Origin of the sequence: Curtobacterium sp. MCLR17_007 (assembly GCF_003234655.2) — a bacterium.
Lineage (GTDB): Bacteria > Actinomycetota > Actinomycetes > Actinomycetales > Microbacteriaceae > Curtobacterium.
Map to the genome: position 1 here is coordinate 1,985,013 of NZ_CP126271.1, position 19,093 is coordinate 2,004,105.

Genomic DNA, 19,093 nt, shown 5'->3' on the forward strand with positions numbered 1-19,093 from the left:
GCAGCGCGGTGGTCGCTACGCCAGCTCGATGAGCTCGGCGTAGTCCTTGTTCCAGTGGTCCTCGGTGCCGTCCGGCAGCAGCAGCACACGCTCGGGGTTGAGCGCCTCGACGGCGCCGGTGTCGTGGGAGACGAGCACGACGGCCCCCTCGAACCCGGCCAGGGCGTTGAGGATCTCCTCGCGCGATGCCGGGTCGAGGTTGTTCGTGGGCTCGTCGAGCAGGAGCACGTTCGCGCCCGACACGACGATCATCGCGAGCGACAGCCGGGTCTTCTCGCCGCCGGAGAGCACGCCGGCCTTCTTGTAGCCGTCGTCGCCGGTGAACAGGAACGAACCCAGGACGCGGCGGGCCTCGGTCTCGTTGAGGTCAGTCGATGCCGAGACCATGTTCTCGATCACCGTGCGGTTGATGTCGATGTTCTCGTGTTCCTGGGCGTAGTACCCGATGCGCAGGCCGTGACCGGGCTGGATCTCCCCCGTGTCCGGAGCGTCCGCGCCGGCGAGGATCCGCAGCAGCGTGGTCTTGCCGGCACCGTTGAAGCCGAGGATGACCACGCGGGAACCGCGGTCGATCGCCAGGTCGACGCCCGCGAAGATCTCCAGCGACCCGTAGGACTTCGACAGTCCCTCGGCCATCAGCGGCGTACGACCACACGGGGCCGGCGTGGGGAAACGGATCTTCGCGACCCGGTCGGCGACGCGCTCGTCCTCGAGGCCTGCGAGCAGCTTGTCGGCTCGCGCGACCATCTGGTGCGCCGCGGCGGCCTTCGACGCCTTCGCGCCGAACCGGGCGGCCTGGTCCTTCAGCGTGGCGGCCTTCTTCTCGGCGCCGGCACGCTCCTTGCGGCGGCGCTCCTCGTCGGCGACGCGCTGCCGCTGGTACAGCTTCCAGCCCATGTTGTAGATGTCGATGGTCTGGCGGTTGGCGTCGAGGTAGAACACCCGGTTGACGACCTCGTCGACCAGCTCGACGTCGTGGGAGATCACGATGACGCCGCCGGGGTAGGTCTTCAGGTGCTCACGGAGCCAGACGACGCTGTCGGCGTCGAGGTGGTTGGTCGGCTCGTCGAGGATCATCGTCTCGGCGTCGGAGAACAGGATGCGCGCGAGCTCGATGCGACGACGTTGACCACCGGAGAGCGTCTTGAGCTGCTGGTCGAGGATGCGGTCCGGCAGCTTGAGGTTCGACGCGATGGACGCGGCCTCGGCCTCGGCCGCGTACCCGCCGAGCGCGTTGAACTGGTCATCGAGGCGGGAGTACCGGCGCATCGCCTTGTCGGCGACGGCGGCGTCCGCGCTGGCCATGTCGACCGTGGCGAGACGGATGCCCTCGACGAGCTCACCGAGTCCGCGGGCATCGAGGATCCGCTTGCGGGCGGTGTCCTCGGGGTTGCCCGAGCGCGGGTCCTGCGGCAGGTAGCCGATCTCGCCGGTGCGTTCGATCTTGCCGTCGGTCGGCGGCTGCTCCCCCGCCAAGGCCTTGGTCATCGTGGTCTTCCCGGCGCCGTTCCGGCCGACGAGACCGATCTTGTCGCCCTTCTCCACTCGGAAGGACACGTTCTCCATCAGGAGGCGAGCCCCGACGCGGATCTCGAGGTCGTGCACGGCAAGCACAGTGGAAGTCCAATCAGTTGGTGGTTGTGCACAACGGTGTGTGCGTGGGGTGCACCGCTACGCTGACGGGACCGGCTGTCCCAGAACAGGGACCAGCAGTCCATTCTAGGAGAATCCATGACGAACGCCACCGGGTTCGCTCCCCGCGCAGTCCTCGCCGACCGCCTCCGCACGCACGGCCTGGCCACGAACGTCGCCCTCGTCGCCGGTGGTGCCCTCTTCACGGCCGCCATGGCGCAGGTCGAGATCCCGATGTGGCCGGTGCCGATCACCGGCCAGACGCTCGCAGTCGTGCTCGTCGGTGCCACCCTCGGCGCACGCCGGGGCATCCTGTCGATGCTCGTGTACGCCGTGGCCGGACTCGCCGGAGCGCCCTTCTTCGCGGACATGCAGGGCGGCCTCCACGCGCTGTCGCTGCCCAGCTTCGGCTACGTCATCGGGTTCGTCCCGGCGGCGGGCGTCATCGGGTGGCTCGCGCGCCGCAACTGGGACCGCAGGGTCGGCCGCGCCGCGGTCGCGTTCACACTGGCGAGCGCGATCCCCTTCGTCACCGGTCTGCCCTACCTGGCCGTCGCCCTCGGCGCGCTCGGCCTGCCGAACGACCTGCAGTCGGTGCTCGCGGCCGGCCTGTACCCGTTCATCGTGGGTGGCCTGGTCAAGGCGCTCATCGCCGCCGGCATCGTGCCGCTGGTGTGGAAGGCCGTCGGACGCCGCTGACGCACTCCCCACGAACGCTGAGGGCCCCGCACCGCACCGGTGTGGGGCCCTCGTGCGTGTCCGCGTGTCGACGGGCGTGGACGGGCGTCGACGGGCGTCGAGGTTCCGGAATTCCGGAACCTCGACGCCCGGCACCGTCCACCTGCGGAACCTCGGAAGCCGTGAGCGGCAAGTCACGGAACCGCACGCAGTGGCATGGACCCACACGACGAACGGGAGGCCCGGTGCCAGCTGGCACCGGGCCTCCCGTTCGTGTGCGAGGTCGCGACTAGATCGAGAAGCCGAGCGCGCGCATCATCTCGCGACCGTCGTCGGTGATGCGGTCAGGGCCCCACGGCGGCATCCACACCCAGTTGATGCGGAAGGCGTCGACGATGCCGTCGAGCGCGTTGGCGGTGTCGCCCTCGATGACGTCGGTCAGCGGGCAGCCCGCGCTGGTGAGCGTCATGCTGATGATGAGCGCCGTCGCCTCGTCGTCCCAGGCCAGGTCGTAGATGAGGCCGAGGTCGACGATGTTGACGCCGAGCTCCGGGTCCTGCACCTCTTTCAGGCCCTCGACGACCTCGTCGAACTTCTCCGGTGCGAGTGCGGTGATCATCAGTTGCCCGCCGCCGCTGCCTCGGCCTGCACGTACCGGTCGTAGCCCTCGTTCTCGAGGCGGTCGGCCAGCTCGGGTCCGCCCTGCTCGGCGATCTTGCCGGCGACGAACACGTGCACGAAGTCGGGCTTGATGTACCGGAGGATGCGCGTGTAGTGCGTGATGAGCAGCACGCCGAGGCCAGTGGCGGCCTTGGCGCGGTTGACGCCCTCGGACACGATCTTCAGCGCGTCGACGTCGAGTCCCGAGTCGGTCTCGTCGAGGACGGCGAACTTCGGCTTGAGCAGCTCGAGCTGCATGATCTCGTGACGCTTCTTCTCGCCGCCGGAGAAGCCCTCGTTGACGTTGCGCTCCGCGAAGGCCGAGTCCATCTTGAGGTCGGCCATCGAGGTGCGGAGGTCCTTGACCCAGCTGCGGAGCGCGGGGGCCTCGCCGTCGATGGCGGTCTTCGCCGTGCGCAGGAAGTTCGACACGGTCACGCCGGGGATCTCGACCGGGTACTGCATGGCGAGGAACATGCCGGCGCGGGCACGCTCGTCCACGCTCATGTCGAGCACGTTCTGTCCGTCGAGCGTGATCGAGCCGCCGACGACGTGGTAGCGGGGGTGACCGGCGATCGTGTAGGCCAGCGTCGACTTGCCCGAGCCGTTCGGGCCCATGATCGCGTGGATCTCGCCCTCGTTGATGGTCAGGTCGACGCCCTTGAGGATCTCCTTGACCCCCTGGTCGGCGTCGATCGAGACCTGCAGGTCGCGGATTTCGAGAGTGGACATTGGGTTCCTCCGGTTGCAGCTGGTGTGCGGCGTCAGCCGCGGGAAGTGAGTGGTGGCCGTGTCCGGCCGGAGCACATGGGGCTCAGTCGACCGGGACGGGGTCGTGCACGTCGACGTAGACCTCGCCGTCGCGGACCTCGACCCGGAACACGGGGACGGGCTCGTACGCCGGGAAGTTCTGCGGCTTGCCAGTGGTCAGCGAGAACTGCGAACCGTGGGCCCAGCACTCGAGCGAGTCCCCTTCGACGAAGCCCTCGGCCAGGGAGATGTCCCCGTGGGTGCAGGTGTCGCCGATCGCGTGCACGGTGCCGGCGGAGTCCTTCACGATCGCGACCGCGACGCCGTCGACGACGACGCGCATCGGGCTCTCGACCGCGATGTCCGTCTCGGCGCAGATCTTCTCGGCCATCAGGCGTCCGTGGTTCCGGTCGCGGGTGCAGCGAGCACGGTGCGTCCTTCGAGGAGCTCCTGCTCGACGGCCGCGATCAGGCGTGCCTCGAGCTCGGGGGCGCCGATCTTCTGGATGACCTCGACCAGGAAGCCGAGGACGACCAGACGCCGGGCCTCTTCTTCCGGGATGCCGCGGGCCTGCAGGTAGAACAGCTGCTCGTCGTCGAACCGACCGGTGGCGCTGGCGTGGCCGGCACCCTCGATGTTGCCGGTCTCGATCTCGAGGTTCGGGATGCTGTCCGCACGGGTGCCGTCGGTCAGGACCAGGTTCCGGTTCTGCTCGTACGAGTCCGTGCCGTCCCCGGAGCGCCCGATGAGCACGTCGCCGATCCACACGGTGTGAGCACCCTGCCCCTGCAGCGCACCCTTGTAGTTGACCCGACCGCGCGTGTTCGGCGCGTCGTGGTTCACGTAGACCTGCTGTTCGATGTACTGACCGGCGTCGGCGAAGTACACGCCGTACATCTCGGTGTCGGCCCCCTGGGCGCCGAGGTGCGTGGACGGGTTGACACGGATCACGTCACCGCCGAGCGAGACCACGACGTGCTTGAGGAAGGCGTCGCGCCCGACCTCGGCCCAGTGGGTGGCCACGTGCACGGCGTCGTCGGCCCAGTCCTGCAGGCTGACGACCGTCAGTCGTGCCCCGTCGCCCACCACGATCTCGACGTTCTCACTGAGCAGCGCGCTGCCGCGGTTGTCGATCACGACGATGCCCTGGGCGTGCGCTTCGGCCGTGATGACCGTGTGCGCCGCTCGCGGCTGCGTGCCGAAGTCGGACCGCGTGATGGTCATCGACTCGTTCGCGTCGGTCGCCTTCACCGTCACGGCGAGGACGGCGTCGCGCGCGGTCCATGCGGCGGCGGACGCTCGGTCCTCGGGGAGTCCGGCAGAGCCGACGCGGGCGTCGTCGCTGCGGACCCACTCGACGTCGGCGCCGTCGGTCTGGGTCGCGAGGTACGGGTACGCCGAGCCGTCGAGTCCGCCGTCGAGCAGCGGCTGGATCTTGTCGAGCGGCGCGAACTTCCAGTTGACCTCGCGGCCGGTGACCGCGGGGTAGGCCTCGATGTCGCCGGACTGCGGACGCTGCGACCGGGTCTGGATGGGGACCTTCGACTCCCAGGCGCCGTCCGAGTGCGCGCGAGCGCCATGCTGCTCGAGGCCGCCAGTGCTGCGCTCGGTGCCGGACGCCGGCTCGATCGGCTGGTCGATACGGGGGGTGGGGGTGGAGCTCGACATCTAGCCGACGGATCCTTCCATGCTCATCTCGATGAGCTTGTTGAGTTCGAGCGCGTACTCCATCGGGAGTTCGCGCGCGATGGGCTCGATGAAGCCGCGGACGATCATGGCCATCGCCTCGTCCTCGGCCAGACCGCGGGACATGAGGTAGAAGAGCTGCTCTTCGCTGACCCGCGAGACCGTGGCCTCGTGTCCGAGCTGGACGTCGTCCACGCGGATGTCGATCGCCGGGTAGGTGTCCGATCGGCTGATCGTGTCGACCAGCAGCGCGTCGCACCGCACCGTGTTGGCGGCGTGGTGCGCGCTCGGGTCGACCCGGACCTCGCCGCGGTAGCCGGCGCGGCCACCGCCACGGGCGATCGACTTCGACACGATCGACGACGTCGTGTACGGCGCCATGTGGATCATCTTGGCGCCGGCGTCCTGGTGCTGCCCGGGACCGGCGAAGGCGACCGACAGGGTCTCACCCTTGGCGTGCTCTCCAGCGAGGTAGATCGACGGGTACTTCATCGTGACCTTGGACCCGATGTTCCCGTCGATCCACTCCATCGTGGCGCCCTCGTGCGCGATGGCACGCTTGGTGACGAGGTTGTAGACGTTGTTCGACCAGTTCTGGATCGTCGTGTAGCGCACGCGGGCGTTCTTCTTGACGATGATCTCCACGACGGCCGAGTGCAGGGAGTCGGACTTGTAGATCGGGGCGGTGCAGCCCTCGATGTAGTGGACGTAGCTGTCCTCGTCCGCGATGATCAGCGTCCGCTCGAACTGGCCCATGTTCTCGGTGTTGATGCGGAAGTAGGCCTGCAGCGGGATCTCGACGTGGACGCCCTTGGGGACGTAGACGAACGACCCGCCGGACCACACCGCGGTGTTCAGGGCAGCGAACTTGTTGTCGCCGGCCGGGATGACCGTGCCGAAGTACTCCTGGAAGAGCTCGGGGTGCTCACGGAGCGCGGTGTCCGTGTCCATGAAGATGACGCCCTGCTGCTCCAGGTCCTCGCGGATCTGGTGGTAGACCACCTCGGACTCGTACTGCGCGGCGACGCCGGCGACCAGACGCTGGCGCTCAGCCTCGGGGATGCCGAGCTTCTCGTAGGTGGCGCGGATGTCCTCGGGGAGGTCTTCCCACGACTGCGCCTGCTTCTCGGTGGAGCGGACGAAGTACTTGATGTTGTCGAAGTCGATGCCCGACAGGTCGGCGCCCCACGTCGGCATCGGCTTGCGACCGAAGAGCGAGAGCCCCTTGAGCCGGTTCTTGAGCATCCACTCGGGCTCGTTCTTGAGGTTCGAGATGTCGGTGACGACCTCGTCCGAGATGCCACGGCGGGCCGAGGCACCGGCGGAGTCGGAGTCGGACCAGCCGAACTCGTACTGGCCGAGTCCCTCGAGTTCTGGACGGTCGATGAGCACGTCGGACATGGTCTCCTCGTTTCCTTCTCGGGGCAGTTCCCTGGCGGCAACCGGCGGGTGCCGGATGCCATTCCATCGCGGACCACCGACACGACCGACCGGTCGAGCAGGGGTTCACGCAGCTGCTGCCTCGCAACGTCATGGTTCCACGCAGTGCTGGGTTCCACCGGCGATCTCGGCCCATTCGGAGCCGGCGCCTGCCTAGACTTGACTGCTGCTGAACCCTCGAATCCTACAGGGCAACCGCGCAGAACGACAGGAAGGCACCACCCTCGTGACTCGCGTCGCATCTGAAGCCGAGCAGGACGTCCGCACCCCGTGGTGGTCCCTCCCCCGTGTCGTCGACCCTCGCGTCGTCGTCCTGGCCTGGGCATCGTTCGTCGTCGAGGTCGTCCTCATCGGCACCGGAGGGCTCGTCCGCCTGACCGCGTCCGGGCTCGGATGCCCGACCTGGCCCCGGTGCACGGCCGACTCGCTCGTGTCGACGCCGGAGATGGGCGTGCACGGCATCATCGAGTTCGGCAACCGGCTGCTGACCTTCGTGCTCGTCATCGTGGCGATCGCGATGTTCCTGGCCGTCGTCCGGATGCGCCGGACCCGCCCCGAGCTGTTCTGGCTGGCGTTCGCCCAGGGCGCAGCGATCCCGGTACAGGCGGTCATCGGCGGCCTGAGCGTGCTGACCAACCTGAACCCTTACGTCGTCGGCCTGCACTTCGTCGTCTCGACGGCCCTCGTCGCCGTCACGGCCACGCTCGTGTACCGCTCGACGAACGGCCCCCGCACGGCTCGACGCACGGTGCCGCGCTGGTACCGCGGTGTCGTGGGCGGGACCATCGCCGCGACCGTCGTCACCGTGCTCATCGGCATCCTGACCACGGGCAGCGGCCCGCACGCCGGCGCCGACGAGGCGGTGGACGGCGGCCGACTGCACCGCACCGGGCTCGACCCCGCCGTGCTGCAGCACGTGCACGCGGTCCCCGCCTACGTGCTCTTCGCCCTGACGCTCGTGCTCGTCGTCGGCGCCGTGCGGCTCCGCCTGTCGAGCAAGTGGGCGCTGGTGCTGCTCGTCGTCGAGTTCGTCCAGATCGCGGTCGGCCTGACCCAGGCGCGCACGGCACTGCCGGTCGGACTGGTCGGGACCCACATGGTGCTCGCCGGGCTGCTCGTGGGCGCTGTCACGGTCGTGACGCTCTCCACTCGCGCGAGCGCCGGACGCGACGCCGTCCGCGCACCGCTCCCCCGCTAGGGGCACGCAGTTCGGAGCGCCGCGGTGCTCGCCCGGATCCCGGACGCACGCGCGGCCTGCCGGGTCGGGCCGGCCCTGCGGCGGTCCGCCGTCGGAGGGGAGGAACGGTGCGAGCCGGTGACGAGCCTCCAGGCCGTGGACGGTGGCCCGTGACCCGTGACCCGTCACCCGCGAAGATGCAGTCCCACGGGTGCCGCCCGGTGTCGGTCACTTGCGTCCGCATGTTCCGTCATCGCACGAGTCGATCGACCGGTGCCATGTCGTCTCATGCGTCCGCATCTTCCGACGGCGATCAGGAGCCGACGCAGCGATCATGCGGCTGACCGTCCGCGTGGGACACGAGACGCCGCTGGAACCGCGAGACGCCGCCCCGTGGGGCGGCGTCCCGGATGCGCGGCGGCGTCTCGGCGGCGCCGCGGCGTCTCGCCCAGCGCCGCGCGGGCAGCGCCGACCGCTAGAAGGTGAAGACCTGCGGCAGGAGCGGGTCGATGCCCACGGCGATGAACAGGAGCGTCAGGTACGTGATCGAGCTGTGGAACACCCGCATCGGGTGGACGTGCTCGACGTGCTGGATCGCCCGGTTGTACAGCTTGTGCGACTCGATGACGAACCACACGCCGCCGGCGAGGGCGACGACCGTGTACAGCGGGCCCATGTGGGCGACGGGGATGAGCAGCAGCGAGCAGACCAGCGTGGCCCAGGCGTAGAGCACGACCTGCAGACCGACGACCGTGCGACCGCGGACCACGGCGAGCATCGGCACCGAGGCGGCGTCGTAGTCATCGCGGTACTTCATCGAGAGCGGCCAGTAGTGCGGCGGCGTCCACAGGAAGATCACCATGAACAGGATGACCGGCGCCCAGGTCAGCGACCCGGTGACCGCGGCCCATCCGATGAGCACGGGCATGCAGCCGGCGGAGCCGCCCCAGACGATGTTCTGCGGGGTGCGACGCTTGAGCCACAGCGTGTAGACGAACACGTAGATCAGGATCGCGGCCACGCTCAGGGCGGCGGCGAGCCAGTTGACCAGGAACCCGAGCACGGCGGTCGAACCGATCGCCAGGATCCACGAGAAGACCAGGGCCTGGCGGTCGGTGAGCTCGCCGGTGACGAGCGGGCGCGCACTGGTGCGCTTCATCAGGCGGTCGATGTCGCGGTCGATGTAGCAGTTGAAGGCCGACGCGGACCCGGCGGACATCGCGCCGCCGAGCAGCGTCCAGAAGACCAGCCACAGGTCGGGCACGCCCCGCTGGGCGAGGAACATCGTCGGTGCGGTCGTCACGAGCAACAGCTCCATGACCCGCGGCTTCGTCAGCGAGACGTACGCTCGGACCTTGCGGGACAGGGTCGAGGGACGACCGGTGTCGGGCCTGGTCACGGTGGCAGTCGGCAAGGGGACCTTCAGTCTGTTCGCTTCAGCTCGCACACTCGGTGGACGTCGCCGTCGGCGTCCGGGCATGCGCTGACCCGGAATGCTCACGGGTCCTGGACAGTTTACGTGATGGAAGCGCCGCGATGCTGCCCCGCTCCCCCGACACGCCCGGTCCACGGGCCGCAGAGGCCGGATCACGTGAACATCCGGCGTCACCTGGGGACCTTCTGTGTGGCGGTTCACTATGCTGGTGGGGCCTCCCGCTGTGTGCCCCGATGACGCCGGCCGCTCCACGAGCCGGTCGGTCGCCGTCCACCGACGGCCGGACCAGGGCCCCGGGTGGCAACCATGTCCGTGCGATGGCACGAGCCCTCGCACATGTCGCATCAAGAAGGGTCAACATCCAAGTGGCTGAATTCACCTGGGACGCCATCGACAAGAAGGCCGTCGACACGGCCCGCGTGCTCGCCGCCGATTCGGTCGAGGCCGCCGGCAACGGTCACCCCGGCACCGCGATGAGCCTCGCCCCGCTCGCCCACCTCCTCTTCCAGAAGGTGATGCACCGCGACCCGAGCGACTCCACGTGGATCGGCCGTGACCGCTTCATCCTGTCCGCGGGTCACGCCTCGATCCTGCAGTACGTGCAGTTCTACCTCGGCGGTTACGGCCTCGAGATCGACGACCTGCAGCACCTGCGCAAGTGGGGCTCGAAGACGCCGGGTCACCCGGAGTACGGCCACACGGACGGTGTCGAGATCACGACCGGCCCGCTCGGCCAGGGCCTGGCCTCGTCGGTCGGCTTCGCCTACGCGCAGCGCTTCGAGCGCGGCCTCTTCGACCCGGAGACCCCCGCCGGTCAGTCCGCGTTCGACCACCACACCTACGTGATCGCCGGTGACGGCGACATGCAGGAGGGCATCACGAACGAAGCCGGTTCGCTCGCCGGACGGCAGCAGCTCGGCAACCTCATCGCGTTCTACGACTCGAACCAGATCTCGATCGAGGACAACACCGACATCGCGTTCTCCGAGAGCGTCCCCGAGCGCTACGAGGCGCTCGGCTGGCACGTCCAGATCGTCGACTGGAAGAAGACCGGCGAGTACCACGAGGACGTCGAGGAGCTGTACGCAGCCATCGAGACCGCCAAGCAGGTCACGGACAAGCCGTCGCTCATCGTGCTCAAGACGATCATCGGCTGGCCGTCGCCCACCAAGCAGAACTCGGGCAAGATCCACGGTTCGGCGCTCGGCGCCGACGAGATCAAGGGCCTCAAGGAGGTCCTCGGCTTCGACACCGACAAGACCTTCGAGGTCGCCCCCGAGGTGCTCGAGTACACGCGCGGCGCCGTCGCCAAGGGCCAGGCCCAGCACGCCGAGTGGCAGAAGACCTTCGACGCGTGGGCCGCGGCCAACGCCGACAAGAAGGCCCTGTTCGACCGCATGCAGGCCAAGGAGCTCCCCGAGGGCATCGAGGCAGCACTCCCGGTGTTCTCCACCGAGAAGGCCGTCTCGACCCGTGCCGCCTCGGGCAAGGTCATCAACGCCATCGCGCCGCTGATGCCCGAGTTCTGGGGTGGGTCCGCCGACCTCGCCGAGTCGAACCTGACCACGATCGAGGACGCCAAGTCCTTCGGTCCGGCCGAGGCCTCGACGTCGACCTGGAGCACCGACCCGTTCGGCCGTGTGCTGCACTTCGGCATCCGTGAGCACGCCATGGGCGCGATCCTCAACGGCATCGTCCTGCACGGCAACACGCGCCCCTTCGGTGGCACGTTCCTGATCTTCAGCGACTACATGCGCCCGGCGGTCCGTCTCGCCGCGCTCATGAAGGCGCCGGCGGTCTACGTCTGGACGCACGACTCCATCGCCCTCGGCGAGGACGGCCCCACCCACCAGCCGATCGAGCAGCTCACGGCACTCCGCGCGATCCCGGGTCTCGACGTCGTCCGCCCGGCCGACGCCAACGAGGTCGCGTACGCGTGGCTGACGGTCCTGTCGCACACCGACCGCCCGGCCGGTCTGGCGCTCAGCCGCCAGAACCTCCCGGTGTTCGAGCGTGGCGAGGGCGATGCCTCCGGCGAGACCCTCGCGTCCGCCAAGAACGTCGCGAAGGGCGCGTACGTGCTCGCCGAGGCGCCGAACGGCACCCCGGACGTCATCCTCATCGGCTCCGGCTCCGAGGTGCAGATCGCGATCGACGCGCGCGAGCAGCTCAAGGGCGAGGGCATCAACGCCCGCGTCGTGTCGGCGCCGTCGCTCGAGTGGTTCTTCGAGCAGGACGACGCCTACCGCGAGTCGGTGCTCCCGTCCTCGGTCAAGGCCCGCGTGTCGGTCGAGGCCGGCATCGGCATGAGCTGGCGCGACATCGTCGGCGACGCCGGTCGCAGCGTCTCGATCGAGCACTTCGGCGCCTCGGCGGACTACCAGACGCTGTACAACGAGTTCGGCTTCACCACCGAGCACGTCGTCGCAGCCGCGAAGGAAACCATCGCAGCAGCATCCTGAGTCGTGAGGGCCGGGTCCGGTACACGGGCCCGGCCCTCCGCACGGGAGGCTCCGGGCGGCTCCGCACGTCACCTCCCGTCTTCAGGGGCTCGCCCCACAGACCCCGACGCACCAAGTCGACGAAAGAAGAGAAACACATGGCTGACACCACCCCCACCGAAGCGCTCTCCGCCACCGGCGTGAGCATCTGGCTCGACGACCTGTCCCGCGAACTGCTCGAGACCGGTCGTCTCGAGAACCTCATCAAGGACCGCAACGTCGTCGGCGTGACGACCAACCCGACGATCTTCGCGTCGGCCCTCGCCAAGGGCGAGCGCTACGACGCCCAGGTCAAGGAGCTCGCGGCGAAGGACACCGACGTCACCGAGGCGATCTTCGAGATCACCACGCAGGACGTCGCCAACGCCTCCGACGTCTTCAAGGCGATCTACGACGACACCAAGGGCTTCGACGGCCGCGTGTCGATCGAGGTCGAGCCGGGCCTGGCGCACGAGACCGCCAAGACCATCGAGCAGGCCAAGTTCCTGTTCGAGAAGGTCGGCCGCGAGAACGTCCTCATCAAGATCCCCGCGACGATCGAGGGCCTCGAGGCGATCACCGAGGTCATCGGCGCCGGCATCTCGGTCAACGTCACGCTGATCTTCTCGCTCGAGCGCTACCGCGCCGTCATCGACGCCTACCTCGGCGGTCTCGAGAAGGCCAAGGCCGCTGGCCACGACCTGTCGAAGATCCACTCGGTGGCGTCGTTCTTCGTGTCGCGCGTCGACTCCGAGATCGACAAGCGCCTCGACGCCGTCGGCACGGACGAGGCCAAGGCCCTCAAGTCGAAGGCCGGCATCGCCAACGCGCAGCTCGCCTACCAGGTCTGGACCCAGGCCTTCGCCTCGGAGCGTGCCCTCGGCCTGCTCGAGGCCGGTGCCAACACGCAGCGTCCGCTCTGGGCCTCGACCGGCGTCAAGGACCCGTCGCTGCCCGACACGCTGTACGTGACCGAGCTCGCCGCACCGAACACGGTCAACACCATGCCCGGCAAGACGCTGGAGGCCACGTTCGACCACGGCGAGATCCACGGTGACGCGATCGCTGGACAGTACGACGACGCCAACCGGGTCATGGACCAGCTCGCCGCGCAGGGCATCGACTACGACGACGTCGTGGCGCTCCTCGAGAAGGAGGGCGTGGACAAGTTCAACGTCTCCTGGGGTGAGCTCGTCGACACCGTGAAGACGGCCCTCGAGAACGCCAAGAAGTAGTGACTGTCTCCATCGCCGCCAGCGGTGACGCGGCGCGGGCCATCGAACAGGTGGTCCCGCGCCTCGTCACCGACCTGGTGGCGTCGGGCATCACCGCCCAGGACCCCGACCTCTGGGGCCCCTCGGCGGAGACCGAGGCCGCATCGCGCCTCGGCTGGGTCGAGGCAGTGGCGGTCTCGCGGCCGCTCGTGGCCCGCATCGTCGAGCTGCGGGAGCAGCTGCTGGCCGACGGGGTCGACCACGTCGTCCTCGCCGGCATGGGTGGCTCGTCCCTCGCCCCCGAGGTCATCACCCGGACCGCGGGTGTCCCCCTGACGGTGCTCGACTCGACCGACCCCGCCCAGGTCACCGCGGCGCTGACCGACCGCCTCGAGCGCACCGTGCTCGTCGTGTCGTCCAAGTCGGGCTCCACGCTCGAGACCGACTCGCAGCGCCGGGCCTACGAGCAGGCGTTCCGCGACGCCGGCATCGACCCCGCCCAGCGGATCGTCGTGGTCACGGACCCGGGCTCCCCGCTCGAGGCATCCGCGACCGACGCCGGCTACCGCGTCTTCACCGCCGACCCCACGGTCGGCGGGCGGTACTCCGCACTGACCGCCTTCGGGCTGGTGCCCGCGGGACTGGCGGGTGCGGACATCGCCGAACTGCTCGACGAGGCGGACGCGATCTCGGCGTTGCTCGCGGTCGACATCGACGAGAACCCCGGGCTCGTGCTCGGAGCGGTCCTCGCCGGGACGTCGCCGCTGCGGGACAAGATCGGCATCGTCCCGGACGGCACCCACATCATCGGGTTCGCCGACTGGGCCGAGCAGCTGATCGCCGAGTCCACGGGCAAGTCCGGGACGGGCCTGCTCCCCGTCGTGCTCGACGTGGACGCCCCCGAGCTCACCGCGGACCTGCCCGACCTGCAGGTCATCCGGCTGGTCGGCTCCCGCGACGACGAACGCCACGTCGCCGAGGGCGAGGTCGAGATCACCGGCACGCTCGGCGGCCAGTTCCTGGTGTGGGAGTACGCCGTGGCCGTCGCCGGGCGACTGCTCGGCATCGACCCCTTCGACCAGCCCGACGTCGAGGCGGCCAAGGTCGCCACCCGTGCGCTGCTCGACGGCGACGGCACGCCCGTCCCGTCGGCCGCGCCGTCCTTCCAGGACCGCGGCGTGACCGTGACCGCGACCGGTCTCGAGACCGGCGGCGGCCTCGACCAGGCCATGTCGAGCCTCCTGTCAGGCGTGGGTGCCGACGGCTACGTCGCCATCCAGGCCTACGTCGACCGCAACGTGAACCGCGAACTCGCGGTGCTGCGCGACGTCGTCGCCGAGCACGTCGGCCGACCAGTCACCTTCGGGTGGGGTCCGCGCTTCCTGCACTCCACCGGCCAGTACCACAAGGGCGGACCCGCGACGGGGGTGTACCTGCAGATCCTCGCCGACGATGCGGGCGACCTGCCGATCCCCGGTCGGCCCTTCACGTTCGGCCAGCTCATCCGGGCCCAGGCTGCCGGGGACGCCAGCGTCCTCGCCCAGCACGGTCGTCCGGTGCTGACGCTGTCGTCCGGGGACCTCCCGGCACTGACGGACGTCGTCACCGCGGCGCTGCAGGGGCCCACACCCACTTCCTGACACCAAAGGAGTTCACCGACACATGTCACCGGTGGCGATCACCCCGGAGCACAACCCGCTCCGGTTGCCCACGGACCGTCGACTGAACCGGATCGCGGGTCCGAGCACCCTCATCATCTTCGGCGTGACGGGCGACCTGTCCCGCAAGAAGCTGATGCCCGCGGTCTACGACCTCGCGAACCGGGGGCTCCTGCCGCCCGGGTTCGCGTTGGTCGGGTTCGCTCGGCGTGACTGGGAGGACCAGGACTTCTCCCAGCTCGTCCACGACGCGGTCAAGGAGCACTCGCGGACACCCTTCGACGAGGACGTCTGGCGGCAGCTCGAACAGGGCATCCGCTTCGTCCAGGGGTCGTTCGACGACCCCGAGGCGTTCGTCCAGCTCAAGGAGACCGTCGACGCGCTCGACGCCGAGCGGGGAACGCTCGGCAACCACGCCTTCTACCTGTCCATCCCGCCCAAGATGTTCCCGGTCGTCACCGAGCAGCTCAAGCTGTCCGGCCTGACCGAGAAGGCCGAGGGGTCGTGGAGTCGTGTCGTCGTGGAGAAGCCCTTCGGGTCCGACCTGCGCACCGCACGCGAGCTGAACGCCATCGTCGAGAGCGTCTTCGCGCCCGACGACGTGTTCCGCATCGACCACTACCTCGGCAAGGAGACGGTCCAGAACCTCCTGACGCTGCGGTTCGCGAACCAGATGTACGAACCGATCTGGAACTCGAACTACGTGGACCACGTGCAGATCACGATGGCCGAGGACATCGGCGTCGCCGGACGCGCTGCGTACTACGACGGCATCGGTGCGGCGCGCGACGTCATCCAGAACCACCTGCTGCAGCTCCTCGCGCTCACCGCGATGGAGGAGCCCGTCTCGTTCAAGGCCGGACACCTCCGTGCCGAGAAGGAGAAGGTGCTCTCCGCCGTGGAGCTGCCGTCCGACCTCAGCACGGCGACCGCCCGCGGGCAGTACGACGGCGGCTGGCAGGGCGGCGAGAAGGTCCTCGGGTTCCTCGAGGAAGCGGGCATGAACCCCGAGTCCACGACCGAGACCTTCGCGGCGATCAAGTTGAACATCGCCACGCGGCGTTGGCAGGGTGTGCCGTTCTACCTGCGTGCCGGCAAGCGCCTCGGCCGCCGTGTCACGGAGATCGCGATCGTCTTCAAGCGCGTCCCCGAGGACGTCTTCGGCATCCCGCAGTCGCCGCTCGGCCAGAACGCGCTGGTCATCCGCGTGCAGCCGGACGAGGGCGTCACGCTCCGCTTCGGCTCGAAGGTCCCCGGCGTCGGCACCCAGGTGCGCGACGTGACGATGGACTTCGGCTACGGCCACGCGTTCACCGAGGCATCCCCCGAGGCGTACGAGCGACTCATCCTCGACGTACTTCTCGGCGACCCACCGCTGTTCCCGCGCCACCAAGAGGTGGAGCTCTCCTGGAAGATCCTCGACCCCATCGAGGAGTTCTGGCGCACGCAGGGCCAGCCCGAGCAGTACCGTCCCGGCACGTGGGGTCCGGCCTCGGCCGACGACCTGCTGACCCGCGACGGCCGGACCTGGAGGCGTCCATGAAGATCGACCTGCCGAACACCACGGTCTCGAAGATCCAGAAGACCCTCGTCCACATCCGCGAAGAGGGTGGCGCCGTCGCACTCGGTCGCGTCCTGACGCTGATCATCTCCACGGCCCTGGGCCACGAGGAAGAGGCGATCGCGGCCGCGAACGAGGCATCACGCGAGCACCCGATGCGCGTCATCATCGTGTCGAAGAACGACGGCGACATCGCCTCGCCCGGTCGGCTCGACGCGCAGATCCGCGTCGGCAGCGACGCGGGTGCGAGTGAGGTCATCGTCCTGCGCGCGTACGGCGAGACGGCAACGAACGAGGAGAGCCTGGTCACCGGCCTGCTGCTCCCCGACGCGCCGGTCATCGCCTGGTGGCCCGGGATCGCGCCGCTGAAGCCGGCCGAGTCGTCGCTCGGCCGCATCGCCCAGCGGCGCATCACCGACGCGGCCACACAGAAGGACCCGAGCGCGGCGATCACCGCACTGGCCGAGTCGTACGTGCCGGGTGACACCGACTTCGCGTGGACCCGGCTGACGCTCTGGCGCAACCAGCTCGCCGCGGCGCTCGACCAGCCGCCGTACGAGCCGATCACCGGTGTCGAGGTGTCGGGGGCGAGCGACAGCCCGTCCACGATCCTCCTCGCCGCGTGGCTCCAGCTGCAGCTCCAGGTCCCGGTGTCGGTCGTGACCTCCCCGCGTGCCACGGGCTCGAGCGGCATCCACGGCGTCTCGCTCGTCCGTGAGTCCGGCACCATCGAGCTCGAGCGCTCCCTGGTCGACGTGGCGACGCTGTCGATGCCGGGTCAGCCGGTGCACGACCTGTCGCTGCCGCGCCGGAACCTGCGCGACTGTCTCGCAGAGGAACTCCGTAGACTCGACCCGGACGTCCTCTTCGGAGACGTCGTCAAGCACGGGGTGGCCCAGCTCCGCGAGCACATCGCGGACTGACCGCACCACTCGGTCGGGTCGCATGTCCAGCGCGGACGTGGGACCCGACCGGACCGAAGGCGGTCCACCACGGCCCGCCGACCTGAACACGGGAGTCACGTGACCAACGAACGGCGGGTGCTGGTGCACCCGGACAAGCAGGCCCTCGGCGCGTCCGTCGCCGCACGCTTCATCACGAAGATCATCGACGTGCTGGACGAGCAGGAGCGCGCGGACATCGCCATCAGCGGTGGTTCGGTGTCGACCCTCGTGCTCGCCGCCATCGGCCAGTCGCAGGCGCGTGAGAGCGTCGACTGGTCGAAGGTGCACGTCTGGTGGGTCGACGAGCGCTGGGCGCCCGAAGGGGATGCCGACCGCAACGTCACCGGCACGCAGGCCGACTTCTTCGACCACGTCGGCATCCCGGCGTCGAACATCCACCCGATGGCCGCGTCCGACGCCGGCATCTCCATCGACGAGGCCGCGGCGCGGTACGAGCGCGAGCTGCAGGACGCGGCGCCCGACTCGGCCGTCGCGCCGAAGTTCGACATCACGCTCCTCGGCGTCGGCCCGGACGGCCACACCGCGTCGCTCTTCCCGGAGTTCGCGCAGCTGTCGATCACCGACCGCACGGTCGTGCCGGTCGACGACTCCCCCAAGCCCCCGCCGCAGCGCCTGACCCTGACCTACCCGGCGATCAACGCGTCGCAGCGCGTGTGGGTCATCCTGTCCGGCGCCGAGAAGGCCTCGGTCCTCGGCCTGGCACTCGCTGGTGCCTCCGTCGACGAGGTCCCCGTCGGCGGCGTGCAGGGTCGCAAGCGCACCGTGTTCTTCGTGGACCAGGACGCCGCCCGCGACGTCCCCGAGAACCTGATCGCGTCGACGTACTGACGTCCCGCACCCTGTGACAGGAGGCCCGGTGCCAGCTGGCACCGGGCCTCCCGTCGTTCCGGGGTCGCCCCCCAACCCGCGCGAGGTTCCGAAATCATGGCATCTCGCGCCCACTGACCGGTCACTCGCGGAACCGCGACGCCAGCCGCGCGGCGAGTCGTGCGATCTCGAAGACCGCCGCACCGCTGATCGCCACCCGCAACGACGAAGGCCCCCGCACCGGAGTGCGGGGGCCTTCGTGACGTTCGGTGCTACTTCGCGGTACCGCGACGCTGCCGGAGCTGCTGCAACGCGTCTTCGAGGAGCTGTGCTGCTTCTTCCTCGGTGCGGCGCTCCTTGACGTACGCCAGGTGGGTCTTGTACGGCTCGGTCTTCGTGACCTGCGGCGGGTTCTCCTTGTCGCGGCCAGCCGGGAGCCCGGTGGACGGCGAGTCGACCGTCTCCGGGATCTCGTCGTCGGGGAGGTTCGCCGCGAAGTAGCGGACGACCTCGTTCCCCAACGCGTCCCAGTACGAGATCGCGACGCGCTCGGCCTGGACCCCGCGGTCCTGCTCCCCCATCGGGCCTGCGCCGACGCGCGACCCCCGGATTGCACTGCCTCCTGATGCCATGGCTCAGCTCCCCGCTGTGAACTTGTTGATGAGACCGAGCACGATGATGCTCACGATCCAGAGCAGACCGAGGATCACCGTGATGCGGTTCAGGTTGCGCTCGGCCACGCCGGACGCCCCGAGGTTGCTCGTCACACCGCCACCGAACATGTCGGAGAGGCCGCCACCGCGGCCCTTGTGCAGGAGGATGAGGAGCGTGAGCAGGAGGCTCGTGATTGCGAGCAGGACCTGCAGCACGACGGAGAGTATCGCCACGACGTACCTTTCGTGTCAGTCAGCCATGCAAGTGTACCGGGCCGCCGGAGCGGCCGGGTCACC

Annotated in this window: 17 protein-coding genes; 8 read left to right on the plus strand and 9 right to left on the minus strand. The window is 69.2% G+C overall.

Translation table 11 applies throughout. The annotated features are described in order from the left end of the window. Window positions 1-15: 15 nt before the first annotated feature. The gene (locus DEJ13_RS09525) at window positions 16-1,614 is read right to left on the minus strand and encodes an ABC-F family ATP-binding cassette domain-containing protein (protein WP_056124412.1); all 1,599 of its coding nucleotides are present in this window, start codon (window positions 1,612-1,614) and stop codon (window positions 16-18) included. A gap of 117 nt (window positions 1,615-1,731) precedes the next feature. On the opposite strand from DEJ13_RS09525, the gene DEJ13_RS09530 reads away from it, so the two are divergent. Continuing rightward, on the plus strand, window positions 1,732-2,331 hold the full coding sequence (locus DEJ13_RS09530; RefSeq protein WP_056124408.1) for a biotin transporter BioY: 600 nt from the start codon (window positions 1,732-1,734) through the stop codon (window positions 2,329-2,331). 268 nt (window positions 2,332-2,599) lie between these two features. Here the strand turns inward: DEJ13_RS09530 and DEJ13_RS09535 are convergent, their stop codons facing one another. The 5 genes from DEJ13_RS09535 to sufB form a co-directional block, all read right to left on the minus strand. Further along, window positions 2,600-2,929 carry a metal-sulfur cluster assembly factor gene (locus DEJ13_RS09535; protein WP_056124405.1) on the minus strand — a complete coding sequence of 110 codons (330 nt, stop codon included), beginning with the start codon at window positions 2,927-2,929 and terminating at the stop codon, window positions 2,600-2,602. Beyond that, window positions 2,929-3,702 carry a Fe-S cluster assembly ATPase SufC gene (gene sufC, locus DEJ13_RS09540; RefSeq protein WP_111106271.1) on the minus strand — a complete coding sequence of 258 codons (774 nt, stop codon included), beginning with the start codon at window positions 3,700-3,702 and terminating at the stop codon, window positions 2,929-2,931. Before sufC ends, DEJ13_RS09535 begins: the two co-directional genes overlap by 1 nt. Before the next feature lie 82 nt (window positions 3,703-3,784). Further along, window positions 3,785-4,111 carry a non-heme iron oxygenase ferredoxin subunit gene (locus tag DEJ13_RS09545; protein ID WP_082518070.1) on the minus strand — a complete coding sequence of 109 codons (327 nt, stop codon included), beginning with the start codon at window positions 4,109-4,111 and terminating at the stop codon, window positions 3,785-3,787. Continuing rightward, the gene (sufD, locus tag DEJ13_RS09550) at window positions 4,111-5,388 is read right to left on the minus strand and encodes a Fe-S cluster assembly protein SufD (protein WP_082518068.1); all 1,278 of its coding nucleotides are present in this window, start codon (window positions 5,386-5,388) and stop codon (window positions 4,111-4,113) included. Before sufD ends, DEJ13_RS09545 begins: the two co-directional genes overlap by 1 nt. Then, entirely contained in the window at window positions 5,389-6,807 is a 1,419-nt protein-coding gene (sufB, locus tag DEJ13_RS09555) for a Fe-S cluster assembly protein SufB (protein ID WP_056124401.1), read from the minus strand. It abuts the gene before it with no gap. A 265-nt stretch (window positions 6,808-7,072) separates the two neighbouring features. Between sufB and DEJ13_RS09560 the strand changes: the two genes are divergently transcribed. Further along, window positions 7,073-8,044: a COX15/CtaA family protein gene (locus DEJ13_RS09560; RefSeq protein ID WP_111106272.1), complete on the plus strand. Its 972-nt coding sequence runs from the start codon at window positions 7,073-7,075 to the stop codon at window positions 8,042-8,044. Window positions 8,045-8,498: 454 nt separating this feature from the next. Here the strand turns inward: DEJ13_RS09560 and DEJ13_RS09565 are convergent, their stop codons facing one another. Continuing rightward, on the minus strand, window positions 8,499-9,422 hold the full coding sequence (locus DEJ13_RS09565; RefSeq protein ID WP_056124398.1) for a heme o synthase: 924 nt from the start codon (window positions 9,420-9,422) through the stop codon (window positions 8,499-8,501). A 401-nt stretch (window positions 9,423-9,823) separates the two neighbouring features. Between DEJ13_RS09565 and tkt the strand changes: the two genes are divergently transcribed. From tkt to pgl, 6 genes are all read left to right on the plus strand, one after another. After that, window positions 9,824-11,920, plus strand: a complete 2,097-nt coding sequence (gene tkt / locus DEJ13_RS09570; protein ID WP_111106273.1) for a transketolase — start codon at window positions 9,824-9,826, stop codon at window positions 11,918-11,920. Window positions 11,921-12,057: 137 nt separating this feature from the next. After that, window positions 12,058-13,173: a transaldolase gene (gene tal, locus DEJ13_RS09575; RefSeq protein WP_056124394.1), complete on the plus strand. Its 1,116-nt coding sequence runs from the start codon at window positions 12,058-12,060 to the stop codon at window positions 13,171-13,173. Further along, on the plus strand, window positions 13,173-14,792 hold the full coding sequence (locus DEJ13_RS09580; protein WP_111106274.1) for a phosphoglucose isomerase-related protein: 1,620 nt from the start codon (window positions 13,173-13,175) through the stop codon (window positions 14,790-14,792). Before tal ends, DEJ13_RS09580 begins: the two co-directional genes overlap by 1 nt. A gap of 22 nt (window positions 14,793-14,814) precedes the next feature. Continuing rightward, on the plus strand, window positions 14,815-16,353 hold the full coding sequence (zwf, locus tag DEJ13_RS09585; protein WP_111106275.1) for a glucose-6-phosphate dehydrogenase: 1,539 nt from the start codon (window positions 14,815-14,817) through the stop codon (window positions 16,351-16,353). Next, entirely contained in the window at window positions 16,350-17,294 is a 945-nt protein-coding gene (locus tag DEJ13_RS09590; protein WP_111106276.1) for a glucose-6-phosphate dehydrogenase assembly protein OpcA, read from the plus strand. The genes zwf and DEJ13_RS09590 overlap by 4 nt, the downstream gene beginning before the upstream one ends. 99 nt (window positions 17,295-17,393) lie before the next feature. Further along, window positions 17,394-18,164: a 6-phosphogluconolactonase gene (gene pgl / locus DEJ13_RS09595; protein ID WP_056124382.1), complete on the plus strand. Its 771-nt coding sequence runs from the start codon at window positions 17,394-17,396 to the stop codon at window positions 18,162-18,164. Between the two features lie 251 nt (window positions 18,165-18,415). Here the strand turns inward: pgl and DEJ13_RS09600 are convergent, their stop codons facing one another. Both DEJ13_RS09600 and secG read right to left on the minus strand, forming a co-directional pair. Further along, window positions 18,416-18,775: an RNA polymerase-binding protein RbpA gene (locus DEJ13_RS09600; protein ID WP_056124379.1), complete on the minus strand. Its 360-nt coding sequence runs from the start codon at window positions 18,773-18,775 to the stop codon at window positions 18,416-18,418. Between the two features lie 3 nt (window positions 18,776-18,778). Beyond that, the gene (gene secG, locus DEJ13_RS09605) at window positions 18,779-19,030 is read right to left on the minus strand and encodes a preprotein translocase subunit SecG (protein WP_056124375.1); all 252 of its coding nucleotides are present in this window, start codon (window positions 19,028-19,030) and stop codon (window positions 18,779-18,781) included. Window positions 19,031-19,093: the final 63 nt, after the last annotated feature.